At 34.6% G+C, this 13,740-nt stretch carries 14 protein-coding genes and 1 tRNA gene; 3 read left to right on the top strand and 12 right to left on the bottom strand.

Translation table 11 applies throughout. The features are described from left to right. Together AC5P2S_RS02610 and AC5P2S_RS02605 are read right to left on the bottom strand one after the other, a co-directional pair. Window positions 1-951 carry a bifunctional metallophosphatase/5'-nucleotidase gene (locus AC5P2S_RS02610; RefSeq protein WP_494556111.1) on the bottom strand — a complete coding sequence of 317 codons (951 nt, stop codon included), beginning with the start codon at window positions 949-951 and terminating at the stop codon, window positions 1-3. Further along, complete coding sequence (locus tag AC5P2S_RS02605) at window positions 951-1,718, bottom strand: 5'-nucleotidase C-terminal domain-containing protein (protein WP_494556110.1); 768 nt, start codon at window positions 1,716-1,718, stop codon at window positions 951-953. Before AC5P2S_RS02605 ends, AC5P2S_RS02610 begins: the two co-directional genes overlap by 1 nt. Before the next feature lie 370 nt (window positions 1,719-2,088). Between AC5P2S_RS02605 and dapA the strand changes: the two genes are divergently transcribed. Further along, complete coding sequence (gene dapA, locus AC5P2S_RS02600; RefSeq protein ID WP_494556109.1) at window positions 2,089-2,964, top strand: 4-hydroxy-tetrahydrodipicolinate synthase; 876 nt, start codon at window positions 2,089-2,091, stop codon at window positions 2,962-2,964. A gap of 37 nt (window positions 2,965-3,001) precedes the next feature. Here the strand turns inward: dapA and AC5P2S_RS02595 are convergent, their stop codons facing one another. Further along, complete coding sequence (locus tag AC5P2S_RS02595) at window positions 3,002-3,397, bottom strand: hypothetical protein (RefSeq protein ID WP_494556108.1); 396 nt, start codon at window positions 3,395-3,397, stop codon at window positions 3,002-3,004. A 15-nt stretch (window positions 3,398-3,412) separates the two neighbouring features. Next, on the bottom strand, window positions 3,413-4,894 hold the full coding sequence (mqo, locus tag AC5P2S_RS02590) for a malate dehydrogenase (quinone) (RefSeq protein ID WP_494556107.1): 1,482 nt from the start codon (window positions 4,892-4,894) through the stop codon (window positions 3,413-3,415). A gap of 171 nt (window positions 4,895-5,065) precedes the next feature. Here mqo and AC5P2S_RS02585 point away from each other — a divergent pair, with 171 nt between their 5' ends. Then, window positions 5,066-6,754: an ABC transporter ATP-binding protein gene (locus AC5P2S_RS02585; protein WP_494556106.1), complete on the top strand. Its 1,689-nt coding sequence runs from the start codon at window positions 5,066-5,068 to the stop codon at window positions 6,752-6,754. A gap of 138 nt (window positions 6,755-6,892) precedes the next feature. Beyond that, window positions 6,893-7,228: a DUF3276 family protein gene (locus AC5P2S_RS02580; protein ID WP_027383662.1), complete on the top strand. Its 336-nt coding sequence runs from the start codon at window positions 6,893-6,895 to the stop codon at window positions 7,226-7,228. A gap of 14 nt (window positions 7,229-7,242) precedes the next feature. Here the strand turns inward: AC5P2S_RS02580 and AC5P2S_RS02575 are convergent, their stop codons facing one another. The 8 genes from AC5P2S_RS02575 to AC5P2S_RS02540 all read right to left on the bottom strand — a co-directional run bounded on the left by AC5P2S_RS02575 (window position 7,243) and on the right by AC5P2S_RS02540 (window position 13,738). After that, window positions 7,243-8,472 carry a hypothetical protein gene (locus tag AC5P2S_RS02575; RefSeq protein WP_494556105.1) on the bottom strand — a complete coding sequence of 410 codons (1,230 nt, stop codon included), beginning with the start codon at window positions 8,470-8,472 and terminating at the stop codon, window positions 7,243-7,245. Window positions 8,473-8,535: 63 nt separating this feature from the next. Continuing rightward, window positions 8,536-8,611, bottom strand: a tRNA-His gene (locus AC5P2S_RS02570). A 37-nt stretch (window positions 8,612-8,648) separates the two neighbouring features. Beyond that, on the bottom strand, window positions 8,649-9,368 hold the full coding sequence (gene bshB1 / locus AC5P2S_RS02565) for a bacillithiol biosynthesis deacetylase BshB1 (protein WP_494556104.1): 720 nt from the start codon (window positions 9,366-9,368) through the stop codon (window positions 8,649-8,651). Between the two features lie 89 nt (window positions 9,369-9,457). After that, window positions 9,458-11,092 carry a tetratricopeptide repeat protein gene (locus tag AC5P2S_RS02560; protein ID WP_494556103.1) on the bottom strand — a complete coding sequence of 545 codons (1,635 nt, stop codon included), beginning with the start codon at window positions 11,090-11,092 and terminating at the stop codon, window positions 9,458-9,460. Window positions 11,093-11,211: 119 nt separating this feature from the next. Further along, window positions 11,212-12,084 (bottom strand): PstS family phosphate ABC transporter substrate-binding protein, encoded by an 873-nt coding sequence (locus AC5P2S_RS02555; RefSeq protein ID WP_494556102.1) that lies wholly within the window; start codon window positions 12,082-12,084, stop codon window positions 11,212-11,214. Between the two features lies 1 nt (window position 12,085). Then, window positions 12,086-12,271 (bottom strand): C4-dicarboxylate ABC transporter, encoded by a 186-nt coding sequence (locus AC5P2S_RS02550; RefSeq protein WP_283416207.1) that lies wholly within the window; start codon window positions 12,269-12,271, stop codon window positions 12,086-12,088. A 68-nt stretch (window positions 12,272-12,339) separates the two neighbouring features. Beyond that, window positions 12,340-13,164, bottom strand: coding sequence for an energy transducer TonB (locus AC5P2S_RS02545; RefSeq protein ID WP_283416206.1), 825 nt, complete (start codon window positions 13,162-13,164; stop codon window positions 12,340-12,342). A 34-nt stretch (window positions 13,165-13,198) separates the two neighbouring features. Then, window positions 13,199-13,738 (bottom strand): ExbD/TolR family protein, encoded by a 540-nt coding sequence (locus AC5P2S_RS02540; RefSeq protein WP_283416205.1) that lies wholly within the window; start codon window positions 13,736-13,738, stop codon window positions 13,199-13,201. Window positions 13,739-13,740: the final 2 nt, after the last annotated feature.

The raw sequence follows: 13,740 nt of genomic DNA, 5'->3' as shown, positions 1-13,740 counted from the left end.
TTAAACTATTATGCTTTCATCTATTAACTGATTATTCCACGAAATATTTTTTATGTTTTTGTTTTTATCAAAATAAAAATCTAATCTTCCTAATAAAATCCCTGCCCATCCTACCTGATTGACAATGACATTTTTACCGTCTTTATTCTGAAAGTTTAATGGTTCTTTCAAAAAAGTATGTGTATGGCCTCCTAAAATCAAATCTATTCCGGAAGTTTTTGCTGCCAAATGTTTATCCGACATTTTCTCAGGCTGATCCTGGTAATCAAAACCAATGTGGGACAAGCAAATTACCAGATCACATTTTTTCTCGTTTCTTAAAAAATCGGCATAATGCTGAGCCACTTCAATTGGATCGTGATAAACCGTTTCTGCATAGTTCTTCTTTCCAACCAAACCATTCAGCTCGATTCCGACTCCAAAAATTCCTATTCTGACTCCGTCTTTGTTGAAGATTTTATATTGCTCGGTTTTTCCGTCAAGGATTGTATTTTTGAAATCATAATTAGAGCAAATGAAAGGGAATTTTGCATTCGGAAGGACTTTCAGAAAACCTTCCAAACCGTTATCAAAATCGTGATTTCCCATTGTTGACGCATCATACTGCATCATACTCATCAGTTTAAATTCCAGTTCACCGCCAAAGAAATTGAAGTAAGGTGTTCCCTGGAAAATATCGCCGGAATCCAGAAGAAGAACATTTCTTTCCTCGCTTCTGATTTTCTTGATTAATGAAGCTCTTCTTGCAAAACCGCCCTGGTTGGGATTACTTTTAAACGAATCAGCAAAAGGTTCAATCCTGCTGTGCTGATCATTGGTATGTAAAATCGTCAGCTTGTATGCAGATTCTTTTTTCAGTAGATCAAATTGTTCTGCTAACAAAAGATTAGGCGCTAATGTCAAAGCAAGACTTCCGCCTCCAATATATTTTAGAAACTCTTTTCTTTTCATTATTCCTGCATTTTTTTATTTTTGAAAATCAATCTGACGTCATCAGGCGCAGAAATTTCCGGATGTTGCTTAAACTTTTCCAGAAACAGATCACGCATTTTGATTCCGGTAGGAATCATTTCGCCTTTGTTAAAGAAAAACATATTATCTCCTCCCAAAGCCAGATAATCCGATGTTGCAATATAATACGTTTTGTTCTCATCAATTGTTTTGCCGTTGATAAGCTTTTTCGAGATCATATCACCTCCGTCTGTTTCTATTATCATATGAGAAACTGGGTTATTTTGCTGCGTTTTTAAATAATATTGAAACATACCATCAATAACCTTTCCGGACATTTTTACAATTACAATTTCGTTATTGAAAGGCATCACTTCATAAATATTTTTCAGAGTAATATCTCCTTTCGGAATTATATTTCGGATTCCTCCGATATTGATCACTGCCGCATCTATTGCAGGAATATTATTCTTTTTCGCCCATTCGTCAGCACCTTCGAAAGTATAATCCGCCAGAAGGTTTCCCAGGTTGCTGTTGTCTCCTGATTTATTAAGTTCCGTATTGGTATGAGAAATTTTGGTATTCATTTTACCTTCCAATTCGTGTTTGTAAGGTTCTATGATAGCAGCCATTTCTTTATCCTCCGTGAGATCGCTGGTGATGTAAATATTCTTTTCGGTATGGATGTTTGCTATATTGAGCGGTGCTTTACAACCAATCAACAACAAACTGATGATACCAAATCCTAATAATTTATTTTTATTCATTTAATTTTTATCTTAATTACTGAATCGTGAATCTCCGATTTCATTTAAAAATAATATGGATACAAATCTAATGATTTTCGGGTTTTAAAACTAAATTAATCCTGTTATTGATTCTTCAAATTGGATTCTTAATTATAACATTTTGAGATGTTGTTTTTATGAAATGAATTGCACGCAGCCCGGCCTGAGTGGAGCTCATCCGCCACAGGCGGATAGCGGGAACGGAGGACGGAAATAGCTGCCCAAATAAAAATATTAATATTGACAATTTAACAGCAACATCAATGTTTTTAAATAAATATTGTGAGTGAGTTCTATTGTCTGTTTATCAAAATAAATTAACTTTGAGAAATTTAATTTTCAAATAAAAATGGGTCAGCTAAAAGGCGTAGGTGTAGCTTTGGTAACACCTTTCAATGAAGATCTATCCGTAGATTTTGATTCTCTTACGAGATTAATCGATTATAATATAGACAACGGAACCGGTTTCTTAGTTGTTTTAGGAACTACAGCTGAGGCTGCAACACTTTCTAAGGAAGAAAAAGACAGAGTTGTTGCTCACATCACCAAGATCAATAATAACAGATTACCACTAGTTTTAGGTATTGGCGGAAATAATACCGCGGAAATTGTAAAACAAATCAAGGAAACAGATTTATCAGATTTTGATGCTGTTTTATCCGTTTCTCCTTATTACAACAAACCAAATCAGGAAGGGCTTTACCAGCATTACAAAGCTTTGGCGGAAACTGGCGAAAAAATTATTATTTATAATGTTCCCGGAAGAACAGGTCAAAATGTTGAAGCTTCTACAACTTTGCGTTTAGCTAACGATTTCCCGAATCTTTTTATGATTAAAGAAGCGGCGCCAAATATTTTGCAGTATTTCGATATCCTGAGACAAAAGCCAGAGAATTTTTCACTAATGTCCGGCGATGACGAATATACTTTGCCAGTGACTTTGGCGGGCGGTGACGGTGTGATCTCTGTAATCGGCCAGGCTTATCCCAAAGAATTTTCTACAATGGTAAAATTGGCTCGCAACAGAGAAGTGGATGAAGCTTATAAAATTCACAATTCTTTGGTAGAAATCACAAGATTGATCTTTGCTGAAGGTAATCCTTGCGGCATCAAAACTATCCTTGCGGAAAAAGGTTTGATTAAAAATTACTTGAGACTTCCATTAGTTGCGGCTTCGGAAGGACTTCAGGAAAAAATAAGACAAGAGATGCAAAAGCTTTCTTAAAAAATAAAAAGGTTCAGAAATATCTGAACCTTTCTTGTTATATATCCAATTTGATTTTATATACATCAGAAGAATTTCTTACAATACCTTCCTGAAAAAATCCGCCATTCTGAGGAATCAATTCGATAAAATCAAAAACGAGGCAATCTTTTGGTAATCCTGAGAAAATCAATGTAAACCAATATTCTTTTCCATAAGGGACATCTGTCCAATCCGGGAACAAGCTGATATTCTCAAAATGAATCAGCTTGGAAATATGTTCAGAATGCCTGTCAACCAAATAAGTTGAAGACCAAATTCTGATTTTCTCCTCCAAAAACACATCTGATTTGTAACAGCAATGCAATATGACTTGCTTTTCTTCCAGGATTTCCGTTTTCAGTTTCAGAAGAAGGTCTTCGGAGATATTCGGTTTTACTTTTGTTTCACTCATTGGTTGAGTTCTGTATTAATAGTCCAATTCCAGTTTTTCTTTAGAATAATCTCTGATGTGATGAATCAATTCCGGATGCTCAGCTAATTTTTTACCATAACTTGGTATCATTTCCAGAAGTTTATCATACCAGTCTGTTGTCAGTTTCTTTTCAAAACATTTCTCCAAAACCATTATCATTGCAAATGCAGATGTACTTGCTCCAGGCGAAGCCCCTAATAATGATGCGATATTTCCTTCTTTGTTCACAACAACTTCTGTCCCGAACTCTAGTCTTCCACCTTCGAAACGGTCTCTTTTAATAATCTGGACTCTTTGTCCTGCATGTTTCAGTTCCCAGTCTTCTTCTTTTGCATCTTTCACAAAATCCCTCAGATGTGACATTCTCTGAGATTTGTTCATCGTTACTTGCTGAATCAAATATCTCGTTAAAGGCATATTGTGCCACCAAGCTCCGAACAAAGAACGGATATTTTTGAAGTTAACACTTTCCGGCAAATCCAGATAACTTCCTTCTTTTAGAAACTTAGTTGAAAATCCTGCAAAAGGCCCGAACAACAATGCTTTTTTTCCGTCAATAATTCGAAGATCAAGATGTGGAACTGACATTGGCGGCGCACCAACCGTTGCCTGTGTATAAACTTTAGCGTGGTGTTTTTCCACCAATTCCGGGTTGGTTGTAACCAGCCATTGCCCGCTTACAGGAAAACCGCCATAACCTTTGCTTTCCTCGATGCCTGAACTCTCCAAAAGTGGTAAAGCATAACCGCCGGCTCCTATGAAAACAAAGTCAGCGTTTACAGTTTGTTTATGAAGATTTTTCCTGTCATTGACCTGCAGTTCCCAGCCACCTTTTCCATCGGCATCAATATCTTTAACCTCGTGGTAAGTGAAAACTTCTACAGATTCAGTTCTGTTGAGATGATCAATTAATTTCGACGTTAATTTTCCGAAATCGACATCGGTTCCCATATCCATTTTAGTTGCAGCCAGTTTGTCCGATGGCATTCTTTTATGCATCATTAGCGGAACCCATTCGTTCAGTTTTTGATGATCATCAGAATATTCCATCCCTTGGAACAGAGGCGACTTTTGTAATGCTTCGTGTCTTTTTTTAAGATATTCCACATCTTTTTCACCAAAAACAAAGCTCATATGTGAGCAGGAATTGATGAATTCTTTCGGCTTATCAATAATACCTTTATTAATCAGGTAAGACCAGAATTGCTTAGAAACTTCGAACTGTTCAGCAATATATTCCGCTTTTTTGATGTCAATTTTACCTTCTTTTTCCGGCGTGTAATTCAGTTCACAAAAAGCGGAATGTCCTGTTCCTGCATTGTTCCATGCAGATGAACTTTCTTTTGCCACTTCGCCTAATCGCTCAAAAATTACAATTTCCAGATTCGGGTCAAATTCGTGAAGCATTGTTGCCAAAGTTGCACTCATTATACCACCTCCGATCAATGCAACATCATACTTTGGTTTAGGGGTCATTTATTTAGATTTTTCGGTTACAAAATTACAGATTAATGTCAAGTTTTGTGCCTCATTATTTTCAAAATAACTTATCATTTGTTAAGAAATCTCAAATCTGGTTGTAAAGTGTTATCTGAAATTTTAAATCATTAATTTTGCAAGGACTTTGGAAAATCGGAGTGTAAAAAAATGAAAGCTTTAAAAACACTGAATCCATATTTCTGGAAACATCGCGTCTTACTTTTTTGGGGATTTTTATTCATTGTCCTGAGTAATTTTTTCGCGATCTACAAAATCCAGTATATCGGTCAGACCATTAATATCATTGAGAAAAATTACTCAACACTTAACTTATCATCAGACCTTAACATCATTGATAATGTTAAGAATAACTGGACTTATTTCAGAGTAATTTTTATCAACTCAGGAATATTAATTGGGTGTTCGTTACTTTCGGGCTTCTTTACCTTTATGATGAGGCAAACTATTATTGTAGCATCCAGAAGGATTGAGTACGAACTAAAAAATAAAATCTATCGCCATTATCAGGAATTGTCGGTCACAGATTATAAAAAGACAACCATTGGAGATCTGTTGAATCGCTTGAGTGAAGATGTTGTAGCCATCAGAATGTATCTTGGGCCTGGTGTGATGTATGTTGTGAATTTGATTATCTTATTAATCATTACCAGCGTTTACATGTTTATGACCGATCTGCAGATGACACTTTGGACTTTGATCCCGCTTCCGATCCTTTCTTACGGGATTTATAAAGTGAGCGACATCATCAACAAAAAATCGAAAGTCATGCAGAAAAGCCAGTCTGCAATTTCGACATTTGTACAAGACAGTTTTTCCGGAATCCGGGTTGTAAAGTTTTTCAGTAAAGAAAGATATATTGAGAAAAATTACGGAATCAAAGTAAAAGATTATCAGGACAAAGCGCTTGATCTGGCTAGAACTGAAGCTTACTTTTTTACGATTATCATTTTCGTCATCGGGCTTCTGAATGTTGCGATTCTTTACATTGGCGGGCAAAAATATATTGCCGGAGAAATGAGTGTAGGAACCATTGCCGACTTCTTTATGTATATTAATATGTTGATTTTTCCTTTCTCTATGTTGGGTTGGGTAACGTCAGTCAATCAAAGAGCGGAAGCCAGTATGCAGCGTGTGAATGAGTTTCTGGATTTGAAATCTGAAATTATTAACACAAATAATGAAGTTTATCCGATAACAGGCGACATCGAATTCCGAAATGTAAGCTACACTTATCCAAATACGGGGATCAAGGCTATAGAAAATCTCAGTTTTAAAATTAATGCCGGAAAATCGCTTGCAATAATGGGTAAAACCGGGAGCGGAAAATCAACAATCGCACAATTGCTTTGCCGGTTAATTGATCCGGATGAAGGTGAAATTCTTATCGACGGTAAGAACCTAAAAACTCATAATCTGAAACTTTACCGAGACCAAATCGGTTATACGCCACAAGAAAGTTATCTTTTTTCTGACACGATAGAGAACAATATTGGATTCGCCATTGACAATCCAAATCATAATTTGGTAGTAGAAATGGCGAAAAAGGCAGATGTTCACAAAAATATTGAAGAATTCAAAGAGCAATATCAAACGATGGTTGGTGAACGCGGTGTAATGCTTTCTGGCGGGCAAAAACAGAGGATTTGTATTGCCAGAGCAATGATAAAACAGCCCAATATTCTGATCTTTGATGACTGCCTTTCCGCCTTGGATACCGAAACGGAAGAGAATATTTTACAAAACATTGATAAGGATATCAAAAATACAACTTCCATCATAATAACTCACAGAGAATCAAGCGCAAAAAGAGCAGATGAAATTCTATATTTGAATTAATCGACAAATAAATTCAACTCATTTTTTATCAATATTTTAAGAAAAAAGAGGATTTAACAGATTTTTTTAACAAAATATTTTGAAATTCCGAGAATTCTGTTATATTTGTTAATACAGATTTCTAAAAAATATTTAACAATGAGTGAATTTAAGGAACGACATGAGAATGAGATTTTCACTAAAGTGTTGAAAGCAGGCAGAAGAACTTATTTCTTTGATGTGCGGGAGACAAAGGCGGGTGATTATTATTTGACCATTACAGAAAGTAAGAAAAACTTCGGGGAAAATGGCGAAGCAACTTTTGAAAAACACAAGATCTATCTTTATAAAGAAGATTTCAAAAGTTTCCAGGAATTATTTAATGAATCGACAGATTTTATTATCCAGCAAAAAGGTGAGGATGTAATTTCTGAAAGACATGATAAAGACTTCAAATCCAAATCTTTTACGATAGATTCTGACGACGAGGTTTAAAAAGAAAAAGCGCATTATATAATGCGCTTTTTTTGTTTATAATTCTTTATTAATTCTGTTGACAGATATGCTGCTAAAATAAGCTGATACCATTCAAAATCTAACTTAAATCGAATGTTTGCTGCATGACCTATCAGATAAGGAAAGGTAAAATTGGCAAAAAATAAAAGAGAAAAATAAAATAATAATTTTGATCGGCGGTATAAAAATACGAGTGAGATTATGGTTAGGATATTTAATACAATAATGTACAATTTTCTTGTTACCAATACTGATAAAGAATTGTCATTATAATATTTCAAAGGCACATACCAAAGACATATAAAATTGCCCACAGCTTTCTTTACGAAAAAATGAGGCTCAAAATTAGTTACTTTTCTTACTTCATTTTTAAAAACCTTTTCATATAAGAATTCATCATGCTCGCTTCTCATTTCATATAAGGTTTCATCTCTTTTAAGAGGGATCAATTTCAAATCATCAAAAAACTGAACATTATCCTTGAATCCAAAATAAATGTTTTGCCATACCGGAGTCTTTGAAATAATAATTTTGTCAAATACAACATAATTTCTAATAACCCAAGGCGAATAAAACAAAACTGTTCCAAAAGAAATTAATATCAAATTTTTGAAATTAATCTTTTTGAAAATCAGTAATGATAAAATTAAAATTCCGGCTATTGGAATCACAACAACTTGTGTCAGAAATAATATTCCGCTTATAAAACTGAAAAAAATATAGCCTTTAAAACTACCGGAATCCCGAAACCAGATTTTTAAATATAAATAAATCCAATAAAGAAATAACGGAACAAATATGTTAGTCGCCTCTATTATAAATGAATAAAAATAGTAAGCCGGAGACAATAAAAACAAATATCCTGCAGCTATCCCAACTTTTTCCTGATTAAAAAATCTCGTGATTTTGCACATTAATACAGGCACTAAGAAAAATAAAACGGATTGCGCTACAGCAGCATATCTGAGTGCTTCACTGTCGAACAAATAGACAAATATGCTGACAAATAAAGGATAAATCGGTAATTTATAAGCAGTAGAGCCTAAATTAATAAACTCGGAATATTGATGATATTTTATGAGGTTTACAGCAATAGTATAATCTTCAAAGACCGAAAATTGTTCTTTAAAAAATAGTATGACTATACACTTAGAAAGTAATACAAGAATATTTGCTATCAATAATCTTTTATAATTAAAAACAAGATTAAAGTAATTTTCCATATATTAATTATAGCCTACAATATAATAAAAAAAACGCTTCTCTATGAGAAACGTTTTAGTTTTGGGTGAATGATGGGTCTCGAACCCACGACCTTCGGAACCACAATCCGACGCTCTAACCAACTGAGCTACAATCACCGTTTTGCGTGTGCAAATATAGAGAATTTTATCGATTACTAACAAACAATTCCGTCAAAATTTTTGAAAGCGAGCAATTTTTCTGTTGTGAATCCTTCAGCGTACTCTACTCCTGAAAGTCTTCCGAGATCTTGTGCTCTGTAAGTCAGGCTCTCCAAAAAGTCTTTGGTTGCAATTGGTGTTATCGGTTCGTTGGATTCGGGATTATAAAATTGAGTTTTGTAGGCTAGACAGGCTTCAATTTTTTTGTTCAGAAAGCCAGATATATCAACTACAAAGTCCGGTGTTATATTTTTCCATTGGATATAATGAAAAATTTGCTTCGGTCTCCAGACATCCTGAATGTTTCCTTTATCAAAAGTTTCTATCTTTCTCAATCCTGCCAAGAAACACGCATCGGAAACTAGCTTTGCAGCTTTTGCATGATCCGGATGACGATCATCTATAGCATTAGCCAATACTATTTCCGGTTGATACTTTCTTATCTTTTCAACAATTTTCAATTGATACTCTTCAGAATTATTCAGGAAGCCATCTTTTAATTTAAGATTTTCTCTAATGCTGATTCCCATAATATCTGCCGCGTTTTTCGCTTCAACAGCTCTGGTATCGCGTGTCCCTCTGGTTCCTAATTCACCTTCGGTTAAATCAATAATACCAATTTTTTTACCTTCAGAAATCAATTTCACAATGGTTCCGCCACAGCCCAACTCTACATCATCAGGATGAGCTCCGATTGCTAAAATATCACATTTCATTTGAATCTAATTTTTATACAAATTTACTAAAACAAAACTTCCCAATTTTTGAAATTGGGAAGTTTGATAATGAAAATAATTTTAAAAAATTATTTGTTTAAAGTCTTTTGAAGATTAATTGCATCCTGATATGTCGGCTCATATTCAAGTGACTTCGCAATCGCTTGTTTTGCTTTTTCAGGATTGGCATCTTTTTCCATATAAGCTATAAAGAAATAAGCATAACCTAGACTCTGCTTACTCGCTTCTATCTCAGCCGGCTTCACAAGAGAAATAAATTTTTCGTAAGAAGATTTTGCCATATCATTATTTCCTGCCTGCTGATAAGCATAACCCTGGCTATAATAAGCAGGAGCCCAATCTGGTAACGCAGAAGACATCTTGCTCCAGGTTAATATAGCGCCATTCCAGTTCTGAACATTTTGATATTCCTGAGCAAGTTTATAAAGTGAGTCGGTATCTTTAGGATTAGCTGCTACTTTGGCTTTTAATGCCTCTATGGTAGCATTTGTTGGACCTTGATTAGCAGACGCATTACTGATTCCGCCTTTTATTTTAGCCAATTCTTCGTCCCATTTCAGTGTTTCATCTTTTGCGGCTTTCGCAAATGCAACTTTCTGTTGAGCCACTGCTTCCAGTTGTGCTTTTACAGCAGCATCCTTTTCAGTTTTTGCTAATCCGGCAGCAATTAAACCTTGTAAACCTTCATCAGAAGCCTGTACTCTACTTTTCTCAGCCTGAGAAAGGAATGTATCCATATTTTGTTTCGCACCAGCATAATCACCATCTCCATATTGAATATAAGATCTTAATTTATATTTGATCGGGTCATTAACCTTATCAAAAACCTCGTCTAAGGTTTTTTTAGCATTGGCATAATCTTCATTGGTAAAGTAAAGTTTTGCAATTTCCAATTTGGTATATGGATCATCGTCCGCATACTTTGTATAATTAATAAGGTTTTGTGTAGCCTCAGCATTTTTCTGATACTTGATATTAAATCCAGCAAGAGCTTTGTAAGCCGGTGCATAAGTAGGATCTACGGCAATTGCTTTATCAATATTCTCTTTAGCTTGTTGCCATTGTTGTGCAGCAATCCAAAGAGTACCTTTTCTTGTGAATACAGAAGCTTTATTTTTGGCTACAGCTTCTGCTTTATCATAAGCAGACATGGCATTTCCCGGATCTTTTTTCAAACGGTAAGCGTCGCCTAAAGAATAATAATAATTGGCAGGAACACCTCCTTTTTGTGCTTTTTCAATCGCTTTATTAAGATATGTAATAGCTAGATCAGGAGAACTGTTTTTTTCAAATAAAGTCAAAGCTTCTCCCGCTCTGAACAATACTTCCGCATCCTTTTCTTTAGAGTCTTTTACAATCTGTTGAATTTCTGCGATTGCTGATTTGTCACCTTTACCAAGTTTTATAGAAGCCAACCCGATTTTGTTTAAATAACTTTTCGGATCAGCGGCTAAACCTTTATTAAAACTTTCCTGAGCTTCTGTGAAGTTAGGATCGAACTGTGTTAAATATGTGTTACCTAAGTAAAAATAATTACTTGCTTCCTTAGGGTTTTGATTAATTAAATCAGTGAAATTTTGTTTTGCCTTAGCATACTTTTGACTGTCTACATAATTGATACCGTCCTGGACACTTTGTCCAAAAGTTAGATTTACAAAAAAACCTACTGCAGCAGTTAAAGCAATTTTCTTCGTTAAATTCATTATATACTTTGTTTTCATTATTTTTTCAAAAAATTAAATCGCTGGTATGAATCGCAATATTCAGACCATTATTTTATAAAAAAAAGTTTTTTAAGTTAAAATAATATTAAAATTTAATATTATCTCATTTGTACCTCCCTTTTGAATATATTGTAAGGCTGTAAACCTTCTTTTTCAACAATGATCTGCCCTAATTGTTGACAGGAAAATCGTATAAATCCATTTCCTAATCCGTAATAAGCTTCATTGGTTAAAAAATAGAGAACCCTTGTAAAGGGATATCTCATATCTCTCAAATTATCAAGAGAAGCTTCATAGCTTTTATTTCCTTCTGTAATTTTGAGAACTTTTAATTGGGCTCTTAATTTTTGAGCTTCTTCCCCAAAAGGGCGGCTAATCGTATTAAAACTAATAACGCCAATTTTGTCGGGATAATTCTTCAATTGCTCTACTACATTTTCATTACCATTGATAATTGAAAATTTCAGATCAGATGGATTTTTATTAAATTTTTGAGCAATGAAATTAAGATTACTGGAGTTGGTACCATCAAAAATCAACCGTTTTTTATCAGACATCAACTCAGTATTAATTTCATCCATAGAAATTGATTCTAAAGGAGAATCTTTGGGTACAACAAAAAGAACTGCATCCGCAGCAAATTTGGCAGGTTGCCAAGGCAAATCAATTTTGGCATCGTACGCTTTTTTTTCGTCGTCAGAAAGCTCACGAGACATTACAATAACCCTAACTTTTTTATCTAAAAGATCAAGTAAACCTAAGTCTTCTTTTTTGATAACAACATTGATTTTTGTTTCAGGATTAAGTGCAGTATATCTTTCTACTAAAGCTTCTGTAACGCTTTTAAAAGACTCATCTGCCTCAAGGATAATTTCACCTTTGTTAGGCGTATCAATTTCTTTTGTCTTTTCTTTTGAACAAGAAAAAGCAATAGCATAAATAGCCACTAGTAAGAAAAATATTTTTTTCATTTTAATTATCATTTTTAATTCTGAAAATAGCCCGTACTATTCTGAAGATACCATAAGCTATTAATAAACCTCCTAATGGGTAAGCCACATTAGGTTCCAGAATAATGATGAAGAATTTATAAAGTATAACAACGATTCCTAAAACTATGTAGAAAATTCCTGTTATCAAAGAAAGCCAATTAAACATATACAAATCTAATAAAAAAAGAGAAGTTATAAAAACTTCTCTTTTTAATATGATATTACAAAAAAATTCTATTGGAAATTCATTGTAATTGGGAATCTAAATCTAGATCTTACAGGCTGTCCATTAACTTTACCAGGAGTCCATTTTGTCTTGATTCCTTTTACAGTAGCTTCAGCTTCTCTATTAAAATCAGCATTAGATCCATTGGCTTTTACCTGAGTTAGTGTACCATCTTTTTCAACTACGAAAGTAACTTCCGTTTTAAGAGTACCTTCACCTTCCAAGTTACCAGAGTCAAAATTATTTTGAAATTTACTTCTGAAAGAATTAATACCTCCCGGGAATTCAGCTGATTGATCAACCGATTCATAAACTTCGTTTGTTACTGGTTTTACCTCAGCCGTTGTAGATTTACCTGTGGACGGCGGCGGTGGCGGTGGCGTATAAGTTGGCGTTTTCACACCTTCCTGATTCTGCAACCCCGTTGTAGTTTCCAATTGTTGTGTAATTGGTGGTGGTGGTGTTTCAATCTTTGGAACTCTTTTCGGCTCCGGAACAACATTCTGGATTACCTCCTGTTTTTCTTCCTCTTTTGGTGGAGGTGGTGGAGGTGGTTCTTCTTCTTTCGGTTGCTCAATGATTGGTTCTTCTTCCAGGATATTTACCAGATTTGCATCCACTTCGGTTTTTTCCTTAGCATTCATTTGTTGAATCTTAAGGTAAATCAGCGGAGAAACAGCCAAAAGAAGAAAGAAAGCTGTCCCAATTAAAAAAGACCTTGTAAGCAACTTAGGATAAGTAGTCCTTAGATCATAAGCTCCGTACTCTTTATTTCTATTTTCAAATACAATCTCATCAAGAGTCAGATCGTATTTTAGATTATCATCTGCCATTGTTTATATTTTTAACATGATACTTGTAGAGAGGTTATTCCCCAACTTTCTTTTTATAAACAGCCAATTCCCAAGGTTTGATATCGGTAACCCCATATCTCTCATTTTTGGTAATAGCCATTTCATCAAGAATATCTACAAAGTTCTTATATACTGCATCGTCAGTCGGCTTGATAATTACGGTGAATTTGTCTTTATCAGCTGCTCTAGCTTTTGCTTGCTCAATTACTTTTCTAATTCCTTCTCTATCAAAGTTGGTTTCAACAAGAGTCTGATCGTTAAGACCTTGTTGATCTTGCTGATGATAAAAAATCTTATTATCCTTGCCTATGATGATAGAAATTGAATTACTTAGTTTAATCTCTGTATCTGGTGGTTTTTGGTTTTCCTTCGGTTTCGCAGGAAGACCAAGATCCATTACGTTTGGTTTGCTAAATGTGGTGGTAAACATAAAGAATGTAATCAAAAGAAAACCTAAGTCTACCATCGGCGTCATATCTACGCGGGTGTTCTGCTTTTTCGAACGGACTTTGCCGCCTTTCCCGCTATCCTCTTTTACTTGAACTTCTGCCATTT

Source organism: Epilithonimonas sp. 33E (assembly GCF_059372615.1).
Note: the sequence above shows the minus strand (reverse complement) of the source record. Positions and strands in the feature narration are given on the sequence as shown.

What these genes read in the sequence shown, in the direction of transcription:
- mqo (WP_494556107.1), bottom strand. Translation starts at nt 4,894, where the DNA reads ATGACCCCTAAACCAAAGTATGATGTTGCATTGATCGGAGGTGGTATA.
- AC5P2S_RS02595 (WP_494556108.1), bottom strand. Translation starts at nt 3,397, where the DNA reads ATGAGTGAAACAAAAGTAAAACCGAATATCTCCGAAGACCTTCTTCTG.
- AC5P2S_RS02560 (WP_494556103.1), bottom strand. Translation starts at nt 11,092, where the DNA reads ATGAATTTAACGAAGAAAATTGCTTTAACTGCTGCAGTAGGTTTTTTT.
- AC5P2S_RS02545 (WP_283416206.1), bottom strand. Translation starts at nt 13,164, where the DNA reads ATGGCAGATGATAATCTAAAATACGATCTGACTCTTGATGAGATTGTA.
- AC5P2S_RS02610 (WP_494556111.1), bottom strand. Translation starts at nt 951, where the DNA reads ATGAAAAGAAAAGAGTTTCTAAAATATATTGGAGGCGGAAGTCTTGCT.
- AC5P2S_RS02580 (WP_027383662.1), top strand. Translation starts at nt 6,893, where the DNA reads ATGAGTGAATTTAAGGAACGACATGAGAATGAGATTTTCACTAAAGTG.
- AC5P2S_RS02555 (WP_494556102.1), bottom strand. Translation starts at nt 12,084, where the DNA reads ATGAAAAAAATATTTTTCTTACTAGTGGCTATTTATGCTATTGCTTTT.
- bshB1 (WP_494556104.1), bottom strand. Translation starts at nt 9,368, where the DNA reads ATGAAATGTGATATTTTAGCAATCGGAGCTCATCCTGATGATGTAGAG.
- AC5P2S_RS02550 (WP_283416207.1), bottom strand. Translation starts at nt 12,271, where the DNA reads ATGTTTAATTGGCTTTCTTTGATAACAGGAATTTTCTACATAGTTTTA.
- AC5P2S_RS02575 (WP_494556105.1), bottom strand. Translation starts at nt 8,472, where the DNA reads ATGGAAAATTACTTTAATCTTGTTTTTAATTATAAAAGATTATTGATA.
- dapA (WP_494556109.1), top strand. Translation starts at nt 2,089, where the DNA reads ATGGGTCAGCTAAAAGGCGTAGGTGTAGCTTTGGTAACACCTTTCAAT.
- AC5P2S_RS02585 (WP_494556106.1), top strand. Translation starts at nt 5,066, where the DNA reads ATGAAAGCTTTAAAAACACTGAATCCATATTTCTGGAAACATCGCGTC.
- AC5P2S_RS02605 (WP_494556110.1), bottom strand. Translation starts at nt 1,718, where the DNA reads ATGAATAAAAATAAATTATTAGGATTTGGTATCATCAGTTTGTTGTTG.
- AC5P2S_RS02540 (WP_283416205.1), bottom strand. Translation starts at nt 13,738, where the DNA reads ATGGCAGAAGTTCAAGTAAAAGAGGATAGCGGGAAAGGCGGCAAAGTC.